Origin of the sequence: Acetobacter persici (genome assembly GCF_018256955.1) — a bacterium.
GTDB lineage: Bacteria > Pseudomonadota > Alphaproteobacteria > Acetobacterales > Acetobacteraceae > Acetobacter > Acetobacter persici.
Window position 1 is genome coordinate 43,120 of the sequence record NZ_JAERKU010000004.1, and the last position, 20,306, is coordinate 63,425.

At 59.2% G+C, this 20,306-nt stretch carries 17 protein-coding genes and 1 other RNA gene; 8 read left to right on the top strand and 10 right to left on the bottom strand.

What is annotated here, in order from left to right; genetic code table 11:
- Positions 1-20 precede the first annotated feature (20 nt).
- The 4 genes from ssrA (at position 21) to JK199_RS06740 (ending at position 3,400) form a co-directional block, all read left to right on the top strand.
- Positions 21-353: a transfer-messenger RNA gene (ssrA, locus tag JK199_RS06725) on the top strand.
- Between the two features lie 348 nt (positions 354-701).
- Entirely contained in the window at positions 702-1,250 is a 549-nt protein-coding gene (locus JK199_RS06730; protein ID WP_212374752.1) for an SspB family protein, read from the top strand.
- A gap of 42 nt (positions 1,251-1,292) precedes the next feature.
- A complete protein-coding gene (locus JK199_RS06735) occupies positions 1,293-2,948 on the top strand; it encodes a fumarate hydratase (protein ID WP_212374753.1) in 1,656 nt (551 codons plus the stop codon).
- A 59-nt stretch (positions 2,949-3,007) separates the two neighbouring features.
- On the top strand, positions 3,008-3,400 hold the full coding sequence (locus JK199_RS06740) for a VOC family protein (protein WP_212355291.1): 393 nt from the start codon (positions 3,008-3,010) through the stop codon (positions 3,398-3,400).
- A 13-nt stretch (positions 3,401-3,413) separates the two neighbouring features.
- Here the strand turns inward: JK199_RS06740 and JK199_RS06745 are convergent, their stop codons facing one another.
- The 3 genes from JK199_RS06745 to alr form a co-directional block, all read right to left on the bottom strand.
- Positions 3,414-4,922 carry a glucoamylase family protein gene (locus tag JK199_RS06745; RefSeq protein ID WP_244984976.1) on the bottom strand — a complete coding sequence of 503 codons (1,509 nt, stop codon included), beginning with the start codon at positions 4,920-4,922 and terminating at the stop codon, positions 3,414-3,416.
- Between the two features lie 515 nt (positions 4,923-5,437).
- Complete coding sequence (locus tag JK199_RS06750; RefSeq protein ID WP_212355287.1) at positions 5,438-6,697, bottom strand: D-amino acid dehydrogenase; 1,260 nt, start codon at positions 6,695-6,697, stop codon at positions 5,438-5,440.
- A gap of 21 nt (positions 6,698-6,718) precedes the next feature.
- Positions 6,719-7,864: an alanine racemase gene (alr, locus tag JK199_RS06755; protein WP_342356298.1), complete on the bottom strand. Its 1,146-nt coding sequence runs from the start codon at positions 7,862-7,864 to the stop codon at positions 6,719-6,721.
- Between the two features lie 136 nt (positions 7,865-8,000).
- Here alr and JK199_RS06760 point away from each other — a divergent pair, with 136 nt between their 5' ends.
- Positions 8,001-8,453, top strand: a complete 453-nt coding sequence (locus tag JK199_RS06760; protein WP_035375174.1) for an Lrp/AsnC family transcriptional regulator — start codon at positions 8,001-8,003, stop codon at positions 8,451-8,453.
- 22 nt (positions 8,454-8,475) lie between these two features.
- Here the strand turns inward: JK199_RS06760 and rbfA are convergent, their stop codons facing one another.
- Genes rbfA through rimP form a run of 5 tightly spaced genes read right to left on the bottom strand, consistent with a single transcriptional unit; the run spans position 8,476 to position 14,441 of the window.
- A complete protein-coding gene (rbfA, locus tag JK199_RS06765; RefSeq protein ID WP_025829500.1) occupies positions 8,476-8,946 on the bottom strand; it encodes a 30S ribosome-binding factor RbfA in 471 nt (156 codons plus the stop codon).
- A complete protein-coding gene (gene infB / locus JK199_RS06770; RefSeq protein ID WP_212374756.1) occupies positions 8,943-11,618 on the bottom strand; it encodes a translation initiation factor IF-2 in 2,676 nt (891 codons plus the stop codon). The genes rbfA and infB overlap by 4 nt, the downstream gene beginning before the upstream one ends.
- Positions 11,615-12,268, bottom strand: a complete 654-nt coding sequence (locus tag JK199_RS06775; protein WP_077930639.1) for an RNA-binding protein — start codon at positions 12,266-12,268, stop codon at positions 11,615-11,617. Before JK199_RS06775 ends, infB begins: the two co-directional genes overlap by 4 nt.
- 25 nt (positions 12,269-12,293) lie before the next feature.
- Complete coding sequence (gene nusA / locus JK199_RS06780) at positions 12,294-13,826, bottom strand: transcription termination factor NusA (RefSeq protein WP_077930640.1); 1,533 nt, start codon at positions 13,824-13,826, stop codon at positions 12,294-12,296.
- Positions 13,827-13,856: 30 nt separating this feature from the next.
- Positions 13,857-14,441, bottom strand: a complete 585-nt coding sequence (gene rimP, locus JK199_RS06785; protein ID WP_025828907.1) for a ribosome maturation factor RimP — start codon at positions 14,439-14,441, stop codon at positions 13,857-13,859.
- A 212-nt stretch (positions 14,442-14,653) separates the two neighbouring features.
- Here rimP and JK199_RS06790 point away from each other — a divergent pair, with 212 nt between their 5' ends.
- The 3 genes from JK199_RS06790 (at position 14,654) to JK199_RS06800 (ending at position 17,574) form a co-directional block, all read left to right on the top strand.
- Entirely contained in the window at positions 14,654-15,262 is a 609-nt protein-coding gene (locus tag JK199_RS06790; RefSeq protein WP_244984956.1) for a hypothetical protein, read from the top strand.
- Positions 15,259-16,542 carry an AAA family ATPase gene (locus JK199_RS06795; protein WP_086656227.1) on the top strand — a complete coding sequence of 428 codons (1,284 nt, stop codon included), beginning with the start codon at positions 15,259-15,261 and terminating at the stop codon, positions 16,540-16,542. Before JK199_RS06790 ends, JK199_RS06795 begins: the two co-directional genes overlap by 4 nt.
- Before the next feature lie 63 nt (positions 16,543-16,605).
- Positions 16,606-17,574, top strand: a complete 969-nt coding sequence (locus JK199_RS06800; protein ID WP_212374758.1) for a hypothetical protein — start codon at positions 16,606-16,608, stop codon at positions 17,572-17,574.
- A 56-nt stretch (positions 17,575-17,630) separates the two neighbouring features.
- Here the strand turns inward: JK199_RS06800 and JK199_RS06805 are convergent, their stop codons facing one another.
- Positions 17,631-18,536: a LysR family transcriptional regulator gene (locus JK199_RS06805; RefSeq protein WP_077930642.1), complete on the bottom strand. Its 906-nt coding sequence runs from the start codon at positions 18,534-18,536 to the stop codon at positions 17,631-17,633.
- Positions 18,537-18,765: 229 nt separating this feature from the next.
- On the bottom strand, positions 18,766-20,256 hold the full coding sequence (locus tag JK199_RS06810; RefSeq protein WP_077931729.1) for an ABC transporter substrate-binding protein/permease: 1,491 nt from the start codon (positions 20,254-20,256) through the stop codon (positions 18,766-18,768).
- Positions 20,257-20,306 lie beyond the last annotated feature (50 nt).

Consider the following 20,306-nt stretch of genomic DNA (forward strand, 5'->3'; position numbering starts at 1 on the left):
GGCATAACGCCTGCTCCATTCCTCTTGCAAAACTGCCCCGTGCTCCTTATGTTCATCAGTGCCGGAGGGGCTTGCTCCTTGGCTATGGTGATAAACGGAACGTGGAATAATCGTTGTGGACCCGGGGGCAGTACCCGGCGTCTCCACCATTTTCAATCCGGCCTTACGGCCCGGACGGATGGGGACGAAACAGGCTCGACACGCGTGGTAAAGACCTTCCTTTTGCCCGGCATTGTACCGCCGTTATCGGGCTAAACTTACAAGTGCCAATGATAACACTGAGGTGCTCGCTGTCGCTGCATAAGCGATAAGCGCGGTTCGGGAGGGCACCGGGCAACAGAAGCCCTCCCACTTTAGCCGCCAGCAAAACTGGCGTCCTTCCCCTAAAAGATTCTCCTGCGCAGAAATCAGGGATGTGGCCTGGCACAGGCTCAGCACTCAGCACTCAGCACTCAGCACTCAGCACTCAGCACTCAGCACTCAGCACTCAGCACTCAGCACTCAGCACGTCCCGTAAGCACCCCTGGCAGGCGCGGATCAAGAACTTTTGAAGAGGCAGCGGTGGCGCGTCTGCCAGCCGGATGTGTTGCAGAATTATGCCATGCCGACTTGCACTTCCCCCCTCTTTCACGCATGGCTGACGGCAGAGTGATATGACAGAACGCCGGAATGTCGACCCGGCGCAAACGAGGAGAGCAGTCATGGCGGATGACCACGATAACACCCCGGAAAATGGCGTTTTCCCGCCAGAAAGCCTGCTGCCTTATGAAACATGGCTGGAGGACGCCTATCGTGGCGTCATGCTGAGCGCTCTGGACTATGTGAGCCGTGAAGGCCTTGCGGGGGAACATCATTTTTACCTGACATTCCGCACGGATATCCCCGGCGTGGTGATCCCGGACCGGCTCCGCGCGCAGTACCCGCATGAAATGACGATCGTGCTGCAACACCAGTTCTGGGACCTGAATGTGGACCGCACGGCAGGGAAAGTCTCGGTTGGTCTGTCCTTTGGCGGCGTCGGCTCCATTCTGGAAATTCCCGTGCGGGCCTTTACCGGTTTTGCGGACCCTTCCATCCATCTCAGCCTGCATTTCACGGCGGCGGAACCGGACGAAGAGTCCGCGCCCGTGGCAGAAGCCCCGGCGGCCACCCCGGCTGGGGACGAGGCGGAAGGCTCAGCGGAAAGTGACTCCTCCTCACAGGTTGTCAGTCTTGACGCCTTTCGCAAGAAGGGGCCATCACCCGGTTAAGCCCCACTTTTCGGGGCAGGCCGACGGAGAGTTCAGCACATCATGACCAGCCAGCCCCCTCGCCCCCCGGTACCCGCCTTTACCTACTCCCCCATTTTTCCTCTGGGGGAGGACACCACGTCCTACCGGAAGGTGGATATCGCCGGTGTCAGCACATCGGAATGTGGCGGCAAGACCATCCTGCACATCACGCCGGAAGCCCTGACGGAGTTCACGGCGCAGGCTTTTCATGAAGTTGCGCATTATCTGCGCCCGGCGCACCTCAAGCAGCTTGCCAGCATCCTCAAAGACCCCGAAGCCTCGGACAATGACCGCTTCGTGGCGCTGGACCTGCTGAAAAATGCCTGCATTGCCGCAGGGGGCGTGCTGCCTATGTGTCAGGATACCGGCACCGCCATTGTTTTCGGCAAAAAAGGCCAGCGCGTGTGGGTGGAAGGTGATGAGGAAGTCGCCTTCTCCAAAGGCGTGTATGAAACCTATACCCGTACCAGCCTGCGCTATTCCCAGATGGCGCCCCTCAGCATGTTCGAGGAAAAAAACACCGGAACCAACCTGCCGGTGCAGTGCGATATTTTCGCCAGCCCCGCCACGCATCATGATGAACAGTTTGACCTGATGTTTGTGGCCAAGGGCGGCGGTTCTGCCAACAAGACCTTCCTGTTTCAGGAAACCCGCGCCCTGCTGGGGTCCGAGCAGAAGCTGCTGGACTGGCTGGATGTTAAAATCAAAACACTCGGCACATCCGCCTGCCCGCCGTACCATCTGGCCATTGTGATTGGCGGCATGTCGGCCGAGCAGACGCTCAAGACCGTCAAACTGGCCTCCACCCACTGGTATGACAGCCTGCCCACCAGCGGCAGCATGACCGGCCACGCCTTCCGGGATGTGGAGATGGAGCAGAAGGTTCTGGACCTGACGCGCAAGCTGGGCATTGGCGCTCAGTTTGGCGGTAAATATTTCTGCCATGATGTCCGCGTGATCCGCCTGCCGCGCCACGGTGCCTCCCTGCCTGTCGGGATGGGCGTCTCCTGCTCGGCGGACCGGCAGATCAAGGCGCGGATCACGGCGGATGGCTTCTTTCTGGAAGAGCTGGAACATGACCCGGCCCGCTTCCTGCCGGAAACCACGGATGAACATCTGGAAGGCGAGGCTGTGAAAATCGACCTCAACCGCCCGATGGATGATATCCGCAAAGAACTCTCCCGCTACCCGGTCAAAACCCGCCTTGCGCTGACCGGTACAGTCGTTGTGGCGCGGGATATTGCCCACGCCAAGTTCCGGGAACGGCTGGAACGGGGTGAGGGCCTGCCGCAATATCTGAAAGACCATCCCGTTTATTACGCTGGCCCCGCCAAAACGCCGGAAGGCATGGCAACCGGCTCCTTTGGCCCGACCACAGCCGGACGCATGGACTCTTACGTGGCCGAGCTTCAGGCCGCGGGCGGCTCCTACATCATGCTGGCCAAAGGCAACCGCTCCAAAGCGGTGAAGGAAGCCTGCCAGACTTATGGTGGCTTCTATCTGGGGTCTGTCGGTGGTCCGGCTGCCCGGCTGGCGCAGGACTGTATCCGCAAGGTTGAGGTGCTGGAGTATCCCGAACTGGGCATGGAAGCCGTGTGGAAAATCGAGGTTGAAGACTTCCCCGCCTTTATTGTTATCGACGACAAGGGAAATGACTTCTACGCTGAACTGAGCTGACACGTTCAGAATGCCCGCCTTATGGGAAGGCGGGCCAGCCAGAGGAGCCGGGTTGCTTCATGCGCTTTACTGTTGACCGGATGGACCATGCGGTCCTGACTGTAAGAGACCTCGAAATTTCTGCCTCATGGTACCAGCGCGTGCTGGGCATGGAGCGTGAGGAATACGGGCGCAACAACCGCACTGCTCTGCGTTTTGGGGGGCAGAAACTCAACCTGCGCCCGCAGGACGCCACAGGATGGGAGACCGCCGTGCATGCGCTGCCCGGCGGGAATGACTTATGTTTTGTCACCGCCGTCACAAGTGATGATGTGATTGAGCATCTGCAAAAATGCGGTGTGACCGTGGTGGAAGGCCCCGTTGCGCGGCTTGGCGCACTGGGGCCGATTACATCCGTCTATTGCCACGACCCGGACCAGAACCTGATCGAAATAGCGTCCTATCAGGGATAAACGCCGCCGGGTATCACCCTGCCTGCTGCGCACCGCTGCGGGCAGACGCCCGTGCGCGGGCATGCTGGCTGCCTGACTCAGGCTGGTCAGACGGGGCTGCGCTGGCATGCGTTGCGGGAAACGGTGCAGAGACATTGTCTGCACTTTCCCCAAGCCAGCCCCCCCGGAACCCGGCTTTGAGCAAACCCTGCCTGATGGCCGGATTACGCTTCATGGTGTTCCACACCAGCCCGCTGCGCCAGTTTTCAATCATCAGCAGAATCGGCCCCTGATCAATGCCCAGATAGGCCGTATCAGACCAGAAAGACTTGTCCGCGTTGTGGAAGCTGGGGTTGAAGGCATCCACAAACCCGTAACGGCTATAGATATGGCTGCCGTAACGGTGTTTCATTTCCCGCAGGGCTGGAATGGCAATTTCCGGAGCAAAGGCAACGGAACCGCCCGCCGCCGTCGGAGCAATCGTGCCATCATCCTGCGTATAGTCACGCCCCGTCCCACGTGCGGAATAGGACATGAAATGGCGTGGCGTGCCCCCAACAGTCTGCGTCAGTTCCCCCGGCCCGTCACTCGCCGTCAGGCCCCACACATCTTTCCCGTAATCCTGCCATTTACCGGGGTTGGTCATGGCGTAGGTCCGCTGCGCGTAGGTGGCGCGGCGGCTGTTTTCAAAATAGTCGATGCCCTTTTCCCGGTTCCAGTCATCCTGAATCCCGCGGAAATCAATCCAGGAGTGAGTGTACTGGTGGCCGAACATGGGCGCAAAATTCAGCAGGGTCTGACCGTAATACTCGCCCCACCGCCGGTCATTCGTCGTCAGCCAGACCTGCCATGAGGCAGAGTCCAGCGGATGCTTCTGAGAACCAAGGGCCAGAATATAGGCCATCATGCCCTCACTGTATCCTTCCCAGTAATTCGGCAGGAACTGGCGCTCCGGGGACCATCCCATGCTCAGCCGCAGGTCAGGGCGGCGCATCCAGACCCAGTCCACATTCTGATACAGCGCGTTGGCCAGCGTGCGAATTTCCGCTTCCTGCGCCGTATTCTGCGTATAATAACTTTCGGCAAACAGAATACCCTGCATCAGTAACGCAGTATCAATACTGGACAGTTCAATATCTTTATTAAAGCGCAGTCCAGTATCTTTATTCAGAAAGTGATAGAAAAACCCGTGATAACCAGAGGATTTTTCCATGCTGTCATTCTGTGGCAGGCTGGAGAGATAACGCAGGGTGTTCAAAGTCCGCCCGATGGCCTGCTGGCGCGTAATGTAACCCCGCTCCACCCCGATGCCATATGCCGTCAGGCCAAAGCCGATGGAGGCAACACTCGCCTGTGTCTGGTCAGACGGGTAACGGTCCGGCACCAGTCCGGTCTTTGCATCCCCTGCTTCCCAGAACCACAGGAACGTCCGATGTTCCAGATCCTCAATCAGCGCCATATCGGTGCGGCTGGGCCTGAACACAACGCTGGTGGACAGGCGGGCAGCCTGCCGCTGCTGGCTGGCGGAAGGCGGCGCAGGCATTGCGGAAGTCTGTGGGGCCGCCACCTGCCCGCCCGCAGCCTGTGTGCCCGCCGCGTAGGCCGCAACCGGCATCGCGGTCAGGCTGCCTGCTACGGCAAGCAGGCTGACGCCTAAAGAAAGCCGCTGGGCACAGGGAGGAACCGGTCGGCAGGCACGGCGGAAAAGAGAAGCGAAGCGGGAAGGCAAGAAAAACCAGTCTGGCAGCATAACGACCAAGGCCCATCCTATAAAAACATCAGGAGCAACATGAACATCCCTGTTCGGCCGCCAACACAGCATCCAAACGAAGCATATCTATGTCATACGCCAGCGGAAAATATGTTTTCTCAGAAAAACATTTTTTCTGCCTGATCGGTTTTACAGTTTTTTGAAAAAACATAGACCACACGCTTCTGCATGGCCTGCATGTTCAGCATGCAGAAAAGAAAACCGCCTGCCTTTTCGGGCAGGCGGCACGTCAAACATCATGACAATACTGGTTTTTTACAGAAATATGTCAGTTATGACATGAATTTTTAGGCTGTCTGGTAGCGGAAAATATTCAGATCTTCATAGGCAATATCGGGTTTCTTGCCGGACATAATATCTGCCAGAACCCGGCCCGAACCACAGGCCATAGTCCAGCCCAGTGTGCCATGCCCGGTATTCAGGAACAGGTTTTCCAGCCCGGTACGGCCGATAATAGGTGTGCCATCCGGCGTCATGGGCCGCAGGCCTGTCCAGAAGGATGCACCCGGCACATCACAGCAGTCGGGGAACAGATCCGTCACGGAATGTTCCAGCGTGGCGCGACGTGGAGCCCGCAGGCGACGGCTGAACCCGGCCAGCTCCGCCGTGCCGCCCACCCGCACACGGTCACCCAGACGGGTAATACCGATTTTGAAGGTTTCATCCATAATTGTTGAAACCGGAGCACGGTCCGCATTGGTGATATCTGCTGTCAGAGAATAGCCTTTTACCGGGTAGATCGGCAGCTTTATCCCCAGAGAACGCACCAGAGCCGGGGAGAAACTCCCCAGAGACAGAACATAGGAATCCGCAGTCAGCACGCCTTTGCTGGTCTCTACACCGGTAATGCGGCCGCCTTCGGATAAAAGCTGTTTGATGCGGGTATTATACAGAAATGTCACGCCAGCCTCTTCCGCCATTCTGGCAAGACGCTGGGTGAATTTGAAGGCATCCCCCGTCTCATCACCCGGCAGGCGCAGGCCACCCACAATCTTGTTGGCGGCATCGGCCAGCCCCGGTTCCGCCTGTACACAGGCCGCCCGGTCCAGAACCTCATAGGGCACCTGATACTGCTTCAGCACCGCAATATCCTGCTCAGCACCATCAAGCTGCTTCTGGGTGCGGAAGACCTGCAATGTGCCCTGCTGGCGATCATCATACGTAATGCCCGTCTGGGCCCGCAGGTCCATCATGACATCCCGGCTATATTCCGCCAGACGCACCATCCGGCCTTTATTGCGGTCATAGGCCGCAGTCGTGCAGTTTTCCAGCATCTGCACAAGCCATGTCCACAGATGCGGGTCCGGCATTGGCCAGAAAACGAAGGGCCGGTACGCCATCATCAGCCATTTGATGGATTTTAGCGGCACACCCGGCCCGGCCCACGGGGCGGAATAGCCCGGAGAAACCTGCCCCGCATTGGCAAAACTGGTTTCCATCCCGGATTCCGGCTGACGCTCGACCACCGTGACCTCGTGCCCGGCCTGCGCCAGATACCAGGCCGAGGTTACGCCCACAACACCACCACCAAGAACAACAACCTTCATGGTAAACGCCTTTTTAGAAATTCAGATGCTCTGTTCAGTATTTTTATAAACACGATGATAGCGTCGCCCGAGCGACGTCAGCACTTCATACCCTATGGTGCCTTCAGCCGCCGCCAGTGCGTCCACCCCATAGGCGTCATTCAGCAGATCAACCGTATCATCCGCGGTGATCTGCCCTTCCGGAATGGCGGAGATATCCACCGTCATGGAATCCATGGAGACGCGGCCAAGCAGAGGCAGCCTCTGGCCCCGGAACCACGCACACCCTTTGGCAGCCCCCTGCCGGGCAAAGCCATCCGCGTAGCCGGTGGCGATGGTCGCGACACGCCGCGGCCCGTCTGCCTGCCATGTCAGCCCGTATCCCACCCGATCTCCCTTGGATAACTGCCGGATTTGCAGAATATGCGCCTGCAATGTCACAACCGGTGCAAGAGGGTTGGGGCCGGATGTGTTCGGCGCAATGCCGTACAAAGCCGCACCGGGCCGAACAAGGCTCTGATGAAACGCTTCCCCCAGAAAAATACCGGAGGATGCCGCAAGGCTGAGAGGGGCCTTTGGCAGCAAAGCCGCATATGTCTGCAACGTGCGGAGCTGGTCCGCATTGGCAGGGTTTTCCGGCGTATCAGCGCAGGCCAGATGGCTCATGATCAGGCTGAGAAAAATACCCGTCAGGCGCTCAGGCTCCTGTACCAGACGCTGGACATCCGCGCCGGAAAGACCAAAGCGGGACATGCCGGTATCCAGTTGCAGGACCGCATCCAGCGGGCGATCAAGCTGTTTTGCCAGACTCTGCAACTGACTGATCTGCTCAAGAGAATTTAAAACAGGACGCAGGCCGGAGCGAACACTGTCTTCCACGGCTTCAGGGCGCGCGCCGTGCAACACGGTAATCTGCGTAGCCGGGGAGACCCATTGCCGCAGAGCCAGACCTTCATCCACATGCGCGACAAAAAAATGCCGCGCTCCGGCCTGCTCCAGCACCGGGGCAACCTGCGCAGCCCCCAGACCATACGCATCTGCCTTGACGACGGCGGCACAGAGCGCGCCGGGGGTTCTGGCGTCCAGCAGACGATAGTTTGCAGCAATCGCGGCAAGGTCAACCGTCAGAATTGCTCCGGCCCGATGTGCTGGCCAGTCAGGAGAAACAGAAACACAGGAAGACGCCACAGCTAACCATCCAGAATATTTCGACTCCAAAACCTTAACAAAAAGCCTGTGGAATATCCTGTCGATCAGCCGCATAAAATGCGACACATCTCCAAATTTCCTGTAGATTATGTGAAGAAAAGCAGGATATCGCCTTATGATCTTCGACCGCCTGACAGACGCGATTTTACGCCACCTTCAGCATGATGGCCGCATGAGCAATGCGGAACTAGCCCAGAAGGTCGGGCTCTCCCCGTCCGCCTGTCTGCGCCGGGTTAAAATACTGGAACAGGAAGGCGTTATTCAGGGCTACCGCGCTATTATTGATAAAAACGCGGTCCACAGCATGTCCACCGTCATTGTGCAGATCACACTGGAACGGCAGACCGATGATTGCCTGCGCCGCTTTGAAAGCCGGGCGCGCGAATGCCCGGATGTCAAAGAATGTTACCTGATGACGGGAGACGCAGATTATCTGCTGCGCGTGGAAGCCCGCGACATGTCAGATTACGAACGGATTCATAAAGAAGAATTATCCCGGATGCCGGGGGTAGTGCGGATACAAAGTAATTTTGCCATCCGCCCCGTCGTTCAGCCCTGGAAGAGCTGAACAGTCAGAAAAGCTGAAAGTCTCAGTCTTCCGGCTCTTCCTCGTCGTGGTCTTTAGACCCCAGATCGCGCTGAACATCCGGGGATTTCAGCAGCGAATCCATATGCATCGCGACATCCAGTGTCGTATCCGGCTGGAAATGCAATTCCGGTGCTGCGCGCAGACGCAGCTTGTGGGACATCTGGGTCCGCAACCATGGCCCGACCCGCTTGAGAGCAGGCAGCAACGCATCCACATCGCTTCGGCCAAGGCGTGCCACAAAAACCGTGGCGTGTTTAAAGTCGGGAGAAAGCCGGACTTCCGTCACCGTGACCGTAGCATCTGCCAGATCCGGGTCGCGGAATGTGGTGCGGGCAAACAGTTCCGCCAGCACGCGCCGCACTTCTTCACCCACGCGCAACTGGCGCTGGGACGGCCCTAATGGAGAAAGACCGGCGAGATATCCCGCCGGTCCTGCATTCCCTGCCTTGCCTGATCCGTTGCGACGGCTCATGCAGGCACCAGTTCGCTTTCAAAGCACTCGACCACGTCACCCTCGCGCAGGTCATTATACCCCGCGAAAGACAGACCGCACTCGTAGCCTTTGGCCACTTCCTTCACATCGTCCTTGAAGCGTTTGAGCTGGCTCAGGTCACCTTCATGGATCACCACGCCATCACGCAGCAGACGCACACCACAGCCGCGCTTGACCACGCCTTCCGTAATGTAGCAACCGGCCACTTTTCCGACCTTGGTAATTTCGAAAACCTTGCGGATTTCGGCATAACCCAGGAACTTCTCGCGATGTTTGGGCGCAATCTTGCCGCGCACCAGCTGTTCCACGTCATCCGCCACCTGATAGATGATGGAGTAGTAGCGGATTTCCACACCCTCGCGCTGGGCGAGGGTGCGGGCCTGCGCCGTGGCGCGCACGTTGAAGGCGATGATGATGGCATCAGACGCCTTGGCGAACTGCACATCACTTTCCGTGATCTGCCCCACCGTTGCGTTAAGCACCCGCACCGCGACTTCTTCATGCGCCAGCTTCAGCACGGTTGTCTGAATGGCTTCAGCAGACCCCTGCACGTCGGCCTTGATAAGGACCGCGACTTCCTTCTGCTCACCAGCCTGAATCCGCGCCAGCATCTGGTCCAGCGTGCCGCGGGCGGCAACCTGACCAGCAACCTGATGCTCCTTCAGTTTCCGCTGACGGAACTCGGAAATCTCACGGGCGCGGTTTTCATTTTCCACGACAACAAACGGCGCGCCAGCAGACGGCACACCTGTCAGGCCGAGAATTTCAACCGGCATGGACGGCGTTGCATCCGTAATCTGACGACCACGGTCATCAAGCAGCGCACGCACACGGCCCCATTCAGAACCAGCCACAACAATGTCGCCCTTATGCAGGGTGCCTTTCTGCACCAGCACAGAGGCCACAGAACCGCGGCCACGATCCAGACGGCTTTCAATCACCGCACCTTCCGCAGAGCGGTCCGGGTTAGCTTTCAGGTCGAGAATTTCGGCCTGCAGCAGAATGGCTTCTTCAAGCTGTTCCAGACCAAGACGCTTAGTGGCGGACACTTCCACGTCCTGAACGTCACCGCTCATGGATTCCACAACAATCTCGTGGTTCAGCAGTTCCTGCCGCACCCGGTCCGGGTTTGCACCCGGCTTGTCGATCTTGTTGATCGCCACAATGATCGGCGCATTCGCAGCCTTGGCGTGTTTGATGGCTTCAATCGTCTGCGGCATCACGCCGTCATCCGCTGCCACCACCAGCACCACCACGTCAGTAATGGATGCACCACGGGCACGCATGGCGGTAAACGCCTCATGGCCCGGTGTATCGAGGAACGTGATCTTCGCGCCAGACTTCAGCGTGACCTGATAGGCACCGATATGCTGGGTAATACCACCGGCTTCCCCTGCGGCCACATCCGTGGTGCGCAGCGCATCAAGCAGGGAGGTCTTACCATGGTCAACATGGCCCATCACGGTCACAACCGGCGGACGAGAAACCAGCTCTTCGGGCTGATCCTCAACGCCTTCGATCCCCAGTTCGACGTCGCTTTCAGAAACACGGCGCACGCGGTGGCCGAATTCTTCAACAATCAGCTCGGCCGTATCGGCATCAATGCTCTGCGTGACAGTCGCCATGACGCCGTTTTTCATCAGCGCCTTGATAACCTCACCCTGACGGGCGGCCATACGGTTGGCGAGTTCCTGCACGGTAATAGTTTCCGGCAGGATCACATCACGCACCACGCGGACCTGATCGGCACGCAGGCGTTCAAGCTCAGCCTGACGGCGTTCACGCTCACGCTGGCGACGCACAGATGCGAGTGAACGCGTCTTGTCATCATCCCCTTCGATCGCGGCCTGCACGTCAATACGGCCTGCACGGCGCCCGGAATCATTTTTACGCGGCCCGGCGCTCTTGCGGCTCGGCGGTGCACCGCCGCCACCCGGACGGCGTGCGGGCGCACGACGCGGTTCATCATCGCCTTCCGCGCCACGGCCACGCAGACGCAGGGTCTGAGCCGCCGGAGCTTCCGCACCCGTGCTCGCAGCAGGCTGCGGGCGGGGTGTTGCGGGTTTGAGCGGACGGGCCGGCATGATTGCACGTTCAGCCAGAGGCTTCAGGCGATTAACGGGCGGTGCAAGCGTCACTTCACCCGGAATCGGCACAGCCGACACAACTGGGCCTTTCGGCTCGATCGGCTTGATGGCGTCAATACGGGCCTTACGTTCGGCTTCTTCCGCCTCAACCTGAGCAGCGGCCTGCTCTTCCGCAGCACGCTTTTCGTCTTCTTCCCGACGACGTGCTTCTTCAGCCGCAGACAGGATCTGAATCTTTTCCTGTTCGCGCCGTTCGGCCTCACGCCGTTCAGCCTCAGCAGCTTCTTTTGCCTGCTCCACCAGCACACGCTGGCGCATGGCCAGTTCAGCAGCCGTCAGGGTGCGACCACCCCCGGCCCGCCCGCCGGCACCTCGCCCACCAGCGCCACCAGGAGTACCGGGGCCACGCTTTTTGCGCACCTCAACCTGTACAACCTTCGAACGCCCATGGCTGAAACTCTGCCGCACGGACCCGGCATCAACCGTCCGTCCGACGTCCGAACGCCCTGCCGGTCGAAGGGACAGACGCCCCTTGCCCTGATCCTGATCCTTGCCTTCGCTCATTGACCCGCCTGTTCACACCCATCCGCCGGAAAGGTCCGACGAACCCGGGAGCCGCCATCGGCAACCCCCGAAAAACGCTTATTCTCACAACACAGACGCGAGGCCAGAACCCCGGCCGCCAGCGCCGCATTCACAACTCGCTCCCGCCCGAAAACCTTTGCAAGGTCTTCCGTTGAGAGCGCCTCAACCACGGGGAGGTCCCTGGCGCCCGACATGAGCCGCCCAAGTTCATCTCCGCTTCCATCCGATGCGTGAACGATCACGGCAGCACGACGCTGCGCAACCCATTCCCGCACCTTCATAAAACCGCTTATGGACTGCCCGGCACGCCGCGCCAGCCCAAGAAGTTCCACCATACGCCGGAGCAGACCCGCCTCCACCTGAGCGGACAGATCTTCCGGTACTGTAACCTGGCACCGCGCGGCGCGTGCGAACACGCCGCGTTTGCGGGCCTGTTCTATCACATCCCGCCGGGCGCTCAACCATATTCCCCGTCCGGGAAGACGGGCGTCCAGATCCGGGACAACAACACCAGAGGGTGACACCACAAACCGTATCATCAGGGAGGGCTGCCCCTGCTCCCGCGTTACCGCGCAACGCCGCAGGGGACCTTTCTCATCATCATACGCTTCGGGCAAATCACCACTCATTGTTCGTCAGGCCCGAAGTCCCTGCTCAGCCTTCTTCCTGATCGGAAGGCTTACCCTCTTCTCCATCAAACCAGTGAGCACGCGCCGCCATGATGATTTCATTGGCAGCATCTTCCTCAATGGCATCGGATCCGAGAATCTCGACAAGCTCGTCACCAGCCAGGTCAGCGAGGTCGTCGAGGGTTTTTACACCCTTTTCACCCAACGTCACAAGCATCTGGTTCGTGAAGACCCCGAGATTGGCGATATCGTCCGTCACACCAAGCTCACGGCGCTTGGCATCAAGGTTTTCTTCCTGACGCACCAGATAGGCTTCGGCGCGCTGAACCAGCTCACCCACCACCGACTCGTCAAAGCCTTCAATACCAATCAGCTCGTCCGGGTCAGCATAGGCCAGTTCTTCAACCGTGTGGAATCCTTCTGTGACCAGCAGCCCTGCAATGACGTCATCAACGTCCAGCGCTTCCACAAACAGATTGGTCCGGCGGCGGAATTCTTCCTGACGGCGTTCGGATTCTTCCGCTTCCGTCAGAATATCAATATCCCAGCGCGTAAGCTGGCTGGCCAGACGCACGTTCTGGCCACGGCGACCGATGGCCAGCGAAAGCTGTTCATCCGGCACAACCACTTCAACGCGGCCGGCTTCTTCATCCATCACCACCTTGCTGACTTCAGCCGGAGCAAGGGCATTCACCACAAAGGTGGCAGCCTGCGGGCTCCAGGGGATGATATCGATTTTCTCACCCTGCAATTCCGCCACAACGGCCTGCACGCGGGAGCCACGCATACCAACGCAGGCCCCGACCGGGTCGATAGACGCATCACGGGAGATAACGGCCATTTTTGCGCGGGAACCGGGGTCACGCGCCACAGCCTTGATCTCGATGATACCATCGTAGATTTCCGGCACTTCCTGCGCAAACAGCTTGGCCAGAAAGGCCGGATGCGTGCGGGAGAGGAAAATCTGCGGGCCACGCGGTTCGTCACGCACATCATAGATATAGGCGCGGACGCGGTCCGAGTTGCGGAATGTTTCACGCGGGATCAGTTCATCACGGCGCAGCAGCGCTTCCGCAGAGCCGATTTCAACCATCAGGTTGCCATACTCGGTCCGCTTGACAGTGCCGTTCACAATCTCGCCCACGCGATCCTTGAACTCATTGTACTGGCGCTTGCGTTCATATTCACGCACGCGCTGGACAATCACCTGCTTGGCAGTCTGGGCGGCAATACGGCCAAAATCAATCGGCGGCAGCGGATCAACCAGATACTCGCCAGCCTTGATTTCGGGCTGGAACTTGCTGGCAATCGCCAGCGGGATCTGGGTTTCTTCGTTCTCTACCGTCTCAACCACTTCAGTCCAGCGGGAAAGGCGGACTTCCCCGGTCCGGCGGTCAATCGTCGCGCGAATATCTTTTTCGTGCCCGTATTTTGCACGACCGGCCTTCTGGATGGCCTGCTCCATGGCCTCCAGAACTTCCTCGCGCTCGATTCCTTTCTCGCGCGAGACAGCATCTGCAACCAGCAGCAGTTCAGGACGGGAAACAGAGGTATCCATACTCTCAGCTCTCCAAAGCAGGCGGCTTGATCAGTGTAACTTGCGCCCGGCCGGATCTTCTTCCCCGACCTTGCTCTTTTCTTCTTCACCCGTTTCGGCCGGGCGCGCCATCTGCGCGCTCGCCTCGATCAGGGCATCTGTCAGGACCAGTCTTGCCCGCCGGATTTCTTCCAGCGGCAGGGCGGCCTCGGTCCCATCATCCAGCCGCAGCCGGGCAATACCATCTTCCGCCCCAAGCACAACACCGGAAAACCGGCGGCGGCCGTCAATTGGCACCAGCACTTCGGCCTTGGCCTGATGCCCGGCAAAGCGGTTCCAGTCCTTGGCGCGGGTCAGTGGTCTGTCGATTCCCGCGGAGGAAACTTCCAGAGTCCACGCCCCCGGAATAGGGTCTTCCACATCCAGCACGGCGCCGACCGCATGGCTGATACGTTCGCAATCTTCCACGCTGATCAGCGAACCATCCGCGCGGTCTGCCATGATCTGCACGGTCGGGCTTTCACGCCCCAGCACCGCAATGCGGACAATTTCATATCCCATGTCTTCCAGCGTTGGCGCCACAAGGGCGACAAGCCGGGCTTCAAGACCGGAATGAGCAGGCAGATCAGCGTCCAATGCAAAAAAGGCGGCCCGTCAAGGCCACCCCCCAAAATTCTGAATTCAATGAAAGGATGATCCTCCATGTAGGGGATACACCGCCACGCTGCAAGAGCGGAAAGAGAGTCGCCTGCCCCGCCCGGCTGAATTCGTGAAAAAGAAATTAATCAGACATATTCTTTTTTCAGGCCTTTGCTGCAGTCTCAGGCCTTGCGCTTTCCCGCCCGGATATGTCTGATTGTTTTATGACGTATTCGCCTGATCCCGCATACAAGGCACAGCCAGAAAAAGAGGAAAAACCCTCTCATTTGCGCCTCATCATGGTCGCACTGGCAACCTGCGCTCTGGTGGCCGGAGCTGGCTTTCATTACGCCGGCTCAAACACCGGCAGCCCCACAGCGCCTCTCGCCGGAGGCAGTGCCGAGCAGAACGGCAGCACGGCTCAGCCGCGCCCCGGTGTGCAGTTTTCCCTGATTGCCCCGGACAAGGCGGCGGAAGCTCTGGCCATGACCAGCTTTTCTGAAAAGGAAAAGGCCGACATTCTGGCCGGCGTGAAGCGGCGGGAACTGCGGCTGGTGGCCATGCCGATTTTTGATGCAACGGGAGCTGGCGGCACGGTTACGGTGGCGTGTGGCACTATGCACCAGACAGTCCTGCTTCAGCCTAAACCGACTGTTCTGATTCTTCCCATTACAGTCAGCGGGAATGTTGATATCATTCCATCGTCTGACCCCGGTGCTATCGGGATCGGAAGTGGTGTGGTGACCATGTTTGGCCCGCAGGCGCTGCCCATCATGCATCAGGGTGACACACTTGGCCTGACGGTGATCGCGCAATGAAAGCTCTTCTTCCGGCTCTTAACCGGCTTATGCCGCTGATGATGGTCATCTTTCTGGTGCTTGCCAGTGTCCAGATGGCGATCAGCCTGCACCTCTCTCTGGCCTCCCTCACCCACTTCATGGAATGGTGTGCGCCGGCCTGGCCCGTGCTGGCTGCGGTAGGCGGGCTCCTGACAATCGGGGGGCTCTTATTTGAAACACGCGCAGAACGGCTCGCACGCAAGGGCCTGTTACGCCGACGGGGGTGGATGATGGATGTTCTCGCCAGACTGACCAACCGCAACGCACTGGAAGAAATGCTGGCGCGTGAGCAGCGGGAAACAACAATTGACGCTGAGGAACTGGCCGCCAACCTGCGCGCCCGCGTTATCGGGCAGGATCAGGTCTGCGAGGATATCGCAACCCAGCTCCGCCGCCGCCTCGCCCTGCAGGTCCGTGGCAAGCCGGTCGGGATCTTCCTGCTGGCCGGGCCGCCCGGCACCGGCAAAACCTATCTGGCCAAACAGCTTGCCCGCCAGCTTGAGCGCCCTCTGCTGCATTTTGATATGACGCAGATGAGCAGCCCGCACGCCGCAACACAGCTTTTTGGCTCGCCTAAAGGCTATGTGGGGTCTGACACTTACGGCAAACTGACCGGCGGCCTGAAGGAAAAGCCGGATGCCGTTGTGCTGCTGGATGAAATTGAAAAAGCCCACCCGGATGTTTTCAAAAAATTCCTGACCGCCTGGAATGACGGGCATGTGACGGAAGCCTCCACCGGGCAGCAGATTTCCACCGTACGCAGCATCTTTGTGCTGACCTCCAACATCGCCACCGATGCGCTGACGGAAATTGCCGACCGCCTGCATAATGACCCGGATCGCATGCGCGCCGAGTCGGTCGAGGCGCTGCGTCAGGCTGGCTTTGCGCCCGAAGTGCTCAACCGTCTGGATCGCATCTTTGTGTTCCGTGCGCTGAAAGGGCTGGATATTGCCCGTGTTTCCGCGCTGGAAATTGAAGGTATGATTGAAAGCTACGGCCTGAAAGTGGAAACCGGCGGCATTGACGCAGGCCTGCTGATGGACGTGATGCGCCGCCAGAGCCGCATGGGGGATTCCGCCTCCGCGCGTGATCTGGTCCGCTCCATTGAGGATATGATCAGCGAATCGCTGATTATTGCCCGCCAGCAGGGTGCCGAGATGGTGCGCATCGTGCGGGACGACGATGGCACGATTACCGCCAAAATCGCGGATGGTACGCCCGATAACGGGGATGCCATTCATGCCCGCCTGACACCGTGAGGCTGCTCTTCCTGACGAGCCTTACATCTGCTTTTGATTTTACTCTGAACTGAGCACCCCGGCATGTCCGCTTTTACCCGCCTCTGGCAACGCGCGCCCCTGTGGCGCACGGCCCTGATTACCACCGGTGTGTGCGGGGTGTTTTCCGTGCTGTTCCCTGCCCCCTGGCTGGTCAACCGGTTGCCGTATTACGGTACGCTGACCTCCAAGGTAGGCCACATGATGGGCCGGTCTGCCCCCGGCACAGACGCACAGCCGGATGGGGGTGATGAAGGGCGGCGGATGGTCTCCCAGCCGCCAATGGATGCGCAGTTTGAGGGCGTGATTCCCTTTGCCGGGCGGCAGCTCCCGCTGCCTGCGGGCAAGTGGCACCCTGTCCTGAATTATCAGGATGATGTGGAGCACGGAGAAGTTCTGACATCCATTTTTGTCCGCTCTGAACAGGGGGCCGTAACGGGCTTTATTATTGCGCAGGCCACGACGCAGTCCCTCCCGGCATCCGCGACGGAACAGCTTGAGGCCCAGTGCCACAGCACGTTCAATTTTACCGTGGGGGATCTGCCGCAGGATGGAAACCGCACAGAATGCTGGATGACATCCCCCATCAAGGTGGTGAACAACCTGTTCATCACATCCAATCAGGCACTTCAGGGCATGCTGAGCAGCCCGCTCTTTATCCCGCCCGCGCTGCAACGGCTTGGCATGATGGGCTTTCAGCTTCCACCCGTTCTGGTGGATGCTGCATGGACGCGGATTGAAAAAAGCAAGTCTGGCAAAGGCGTGGACTTTGCGACCATTCACACGCTGATCAGCCCGGCCCTCCCCGGCCCGAAGGCGGTTGTGCCGGGGTCACCCGAAAACTGGTCGCATGGCGGCATGGCGGATGCCCCCGTGGTGGCTGACTTTGTCGGCCGCACAGACACCTGGCTGAAAGGCTGGCTGCCTTATCTGCGCAAGAGCTATAAAGGGGAAGTGGATAGCAGCGCCCCACTGCCTCAGGCGGTCGCAACGGACCCCGGCTTTCACAGCTAAATGCAACACCATGCCGGGGATGCTCTGGCAGCCCTTCGGCATGGTGTTGATTTTCGTCAGGCGGGCAGATCGTCCCGCAGAACTTCTGATGAAACTTCCACCAGAAAATCCAGCACGGTACGGGTACGCAGCGGCAGAGTGCGCGGACCGGTATGCACGGCGTAGAACGGCAGGTTGGGAATTTTCCAGTCCGGAAAAAGCCTGACCAGCTTGCCGGACTCCACATCCTGCCGCACCTGAAATTCCGGCAGCAGACCAATACCAATATCGGCTGAAACAGCCGACAACACAGCCTCACTACTATTGGCGCGGAACACGGCTGAAGGCGCGATCACGCTTTCCTCTTCGTCCCGGAACAGGTTCCAGTCATGTCGGCCGCCGCCATAATTGTAGACAATAGCCGGATATTCCGGAAGCTCTCTGGGGTGCTGGGGCGTGCCACAGCGCGCCAGACAGGCCGGGGATGCCACAAGCCATTTGCGGACGACGCCAAGCTTGCGGGCAATCAGGGAGCCTTCGGCAATCTCACCAACCCGCACGGCCAGATCCAGCCCTTCTTCAACCAGATCCCCAAACCCGTCCCGAATAACAACTTCAACAGACAGGTCCGGATGGCGGTCCAGCAATTCCCCCAGACGGCTGGTGAAATAGAGTCCGAATGCGGTTGTCATCCCCAGTCTGACCAGCCCGGAGACCGAAGCCCGGCGGCGGCCCAGAACAGTTTCCGCGGTTTCGAGAATTTCCAGCACTTCATACGCATGCGGGAGCAGGCTGCGCCCGTCTTCCGTCATCATCAGGCTGCGGGTTGTGCGCGCAAACAGCGTTGTCCCGTAATGCGCTTCCAGCAACGCAATATGGCGGGAGATGGTTGGTTGACTAACTCCCGTCTCTCTCGAGACAGCAGAAAAGGAGCCTGTGGCCGCCACGCGGACAAAGCTGTGCAGTGCTGAAAGAAGATCCATTCAATCCCGGACTTTTTTGCAGAGATTCCGCCATGACCCGCCGCCGCCCTTGGAATATGTCAGACCCGGACAGCCCGGTTTATTACACCGCGTCCCACACCCGCAGACAGAAACAAGTGATAACCCAAACCTATCAGGCTATTTGTCTTATTTGTGACTTAATCTCCTTTAGGAGACAATACGGTGTGTTCTCTGCCCCGCCATGCCGTAAGCGCATTGGCAGGCGGCTTTAACGCCGCCTGATATGCGGCTGCGAGAGCTTTTTTTCCGCCATGCGAGCCAGCCGGACAAACGGCAGACCAAGCAGAAGATACGCTCCGCCGACCATAAGCCCCGTACCAAAATAATCAAAATAGGTTGAGGAGAGCCGGATGTAAGTCTGGGTAAGCTCCGTCAGAGTAATGACACTGACCAGAGAGGAGTCTTTCAGCAAAGAAATGAAGTCATTGGTCATGACGGGCATGACGAGCCGGAACGCCTGCGGCACCACCACGTAGCGCAGGGCCTGCACATGCGTCATGTTCAGTGCCAGAGCCGCTTCCATCTGCCCCCGTGCGACGGACTGCAATCCGGCCCGGTAATTCTCGGCTTCATAGGCGGCATAGTTCAGCCCGAGCGCCAGCACCCCGGCCACAAACGGCGTCAGGTTCAGGCCGCATTGCGGCAGACCGTAGAAAATCAGCAAAATCTGGATCAGCAGCGGGGTGCCGCGCACAACCTCCACATAGAAGGAGGACAGTGCTGCCAGCGGAGCCGGACCATACAGCCGCAGCAGGGCCAGCGTCAGCCCAAGCCCCACAGCAAGCACCATGGCGCAGAGTGAAACCAGCAGCGTCAGCACCGCGCCTTTGGCCAGCAACGGCAAAAAGCTTGCATACCGCGCCACTTTGGCGCGCCAGCCGGAGGACCCATGCAGAGCGGCGACGTAGTCATTCCAGCTCACAGGCTCGATCGCCGGGGTAGACGCATCGTCAGCCCATGCCGCGGCCTGCGGCGTCCACAGGTTCCAGCGCGCCAGAATCCGGTGCAGGCTGCCATCTTTCTTCATGGCTTGCAGCGCCGTATTGACCTGCTCCCGCAGGGCCGCATTCTGCCCTTTGGCAAACGCAATGCCGTAAGACACCGTGCCGACTGGCTCCCCCACCAGTTGCAGGTCCGGGTTGGTCGCGCCGTAATACTGGGCGATGGGTCCGTCAATCAGCACGGCATCCGTGCGGCCATTGACCAGATCCATAAAAACATTGGTTTCTTCATCATAGGTGCGAACCTGCACCTGCGGATGGTTCGCCAGAATACGCTCCGCCTGCGTGGCCTTCATGGTGCCAACAACATGCCCGTTCAGCGCCTCCAGACTGGAGAGCGTCGGGCCGCTGCGCCGCACAACAATCCGCTCGGACGTGACGTAATACGGAATACTGAAATCAATCCCTTCCGCATGTTCGGGCGTGATCTCAATCCCGCAGATCACCATTTCATACAGGCCACGCTGCAGCCCGGGAATCAGTCCGTCCCAGTCATTCTGGACAAACTGCACAGGCTTGCTGATATGCTCGCCCAGAGACTGCATCAGGTCATATTCAAACCCGGTCAGCCGGGCCTGATTATTGGGGTCATGAAAGGTGTAGGGCACATCCGCCGAGGCATCGGCACCCCAGCGCAAAGGCTGTTCCGCGTAAGCTGCGTGAGGAAAGCCCCCTCCGGCCAGCAGCACCATAAGCATTGCGCAGATCAGCCAATGCGGAACGGTTAAAAACCGGGCCAGTTGGCGCC

Bases quoted from the DNA above. Each gene is read 5' to 3' on its own strand.
- JK199_RS06805 (WP_077930642.1), bottom strand. From the start codon at position 18,536: ATGGATCTTCTTTCAGCACTGCACAGCTTTGTCCGCGTGGCGGCCACA.
- JK199_RS06735 (WP_212374753.1), top strand. From the start codon at position 1,293: ATGACCAGCCAGCCCCCTCGCCCCCCGGTACCCGCCTTTACCTACTCC.
- JK199_RS06790 (WP_244984956.1), top strand. From the start codon at position 14,654: ATGTCTGATTGTTTTATGACGTATTCGCCTGATCCCGCATACAAGGCA.
- JK199_RS06775 (WP_077930639.1), bottom strand. From the start codon at position 12,268: ATGAGTGGTGATTTGCCCGAAGCGTATGATGATGAGAAAGGTCCCCTG.
- JK199_RS06745 (WP_244984976.1), bottom strand. From the start codon at position 4,922: ATGCCTGCGCCGCCTTCCGCCAGCCAGCAGCGGCAGGCTGCCCGCCTG.
- nusA (WP_077930640.1), bottom strand. From the start codon at position 13,826: ATGGATACCTCTGTTTCCCGTCCTGAACTGCTGCTGGTTGCAGATGCT.
- infB (WP_212374756.1), bottom strand. From the start codon at position 11,618: ATGAGCGAAGGCAAGGATCAGGATCAGGGCAAGGGGCGTCTGTCCCTT.
- JK199_RS06810 (WP_077931729.1), bottom strand. From the start codon at position 20,256: ATGCTTATGGTGCTGCTGGCCGGAGGGGGCTTTCCTCACGCAGCTTAC.
- JK199_RS06730 (WP_212374752.1), top strand. From the start codon at position 702: ATGGCGGATGACCACGATAACACCCCGGAAAATGGCGTTTTCCCGCCA.
- JK199_RS06800 (WP_212374758.1), top strand. From the start codon at position 16,606: ATGTCCGCTTTTACCCGCCTCTGGCAACGCGCGCCCCTGTGGCGCACG.
- JK199_RS06795 (WP_086656227.1), top strand. From the start codon at position 15,259: ATGAAAGCTCTTCTTCCGGCTCTTAACCGGCTTATGCCGCTGATGATG.
- rbfA (WP_025829500.1), bottom strand. From the start codon at position 8,946: ATGAGCCGTCGCAACGGATCAGGCAAGGCAGGGAATGCAGGACCGGCG.
- JK199_RS06750 (WP_212355287.1), bottom strand. From the start codon at position 6,697: ATGAAGGTTGTTGTTCTTGGTGGTGGTGTTGTGGGCGTAACCTCGGCC.
- JK199_RS06740 (WP_212355291.1), top strand. From the start codon at position 3,008: ATGCGCTTTACTGTTGACCGGATGGACCATGCGGTCCTGACTGTAAGA.
- JK199_RS06760 (WP_035375174.1), top strand. From the start codon at position 8,001: ATGATCTTCGACCGCCTGACAGACGCGATTTTACGCCACCTTCAGCAT.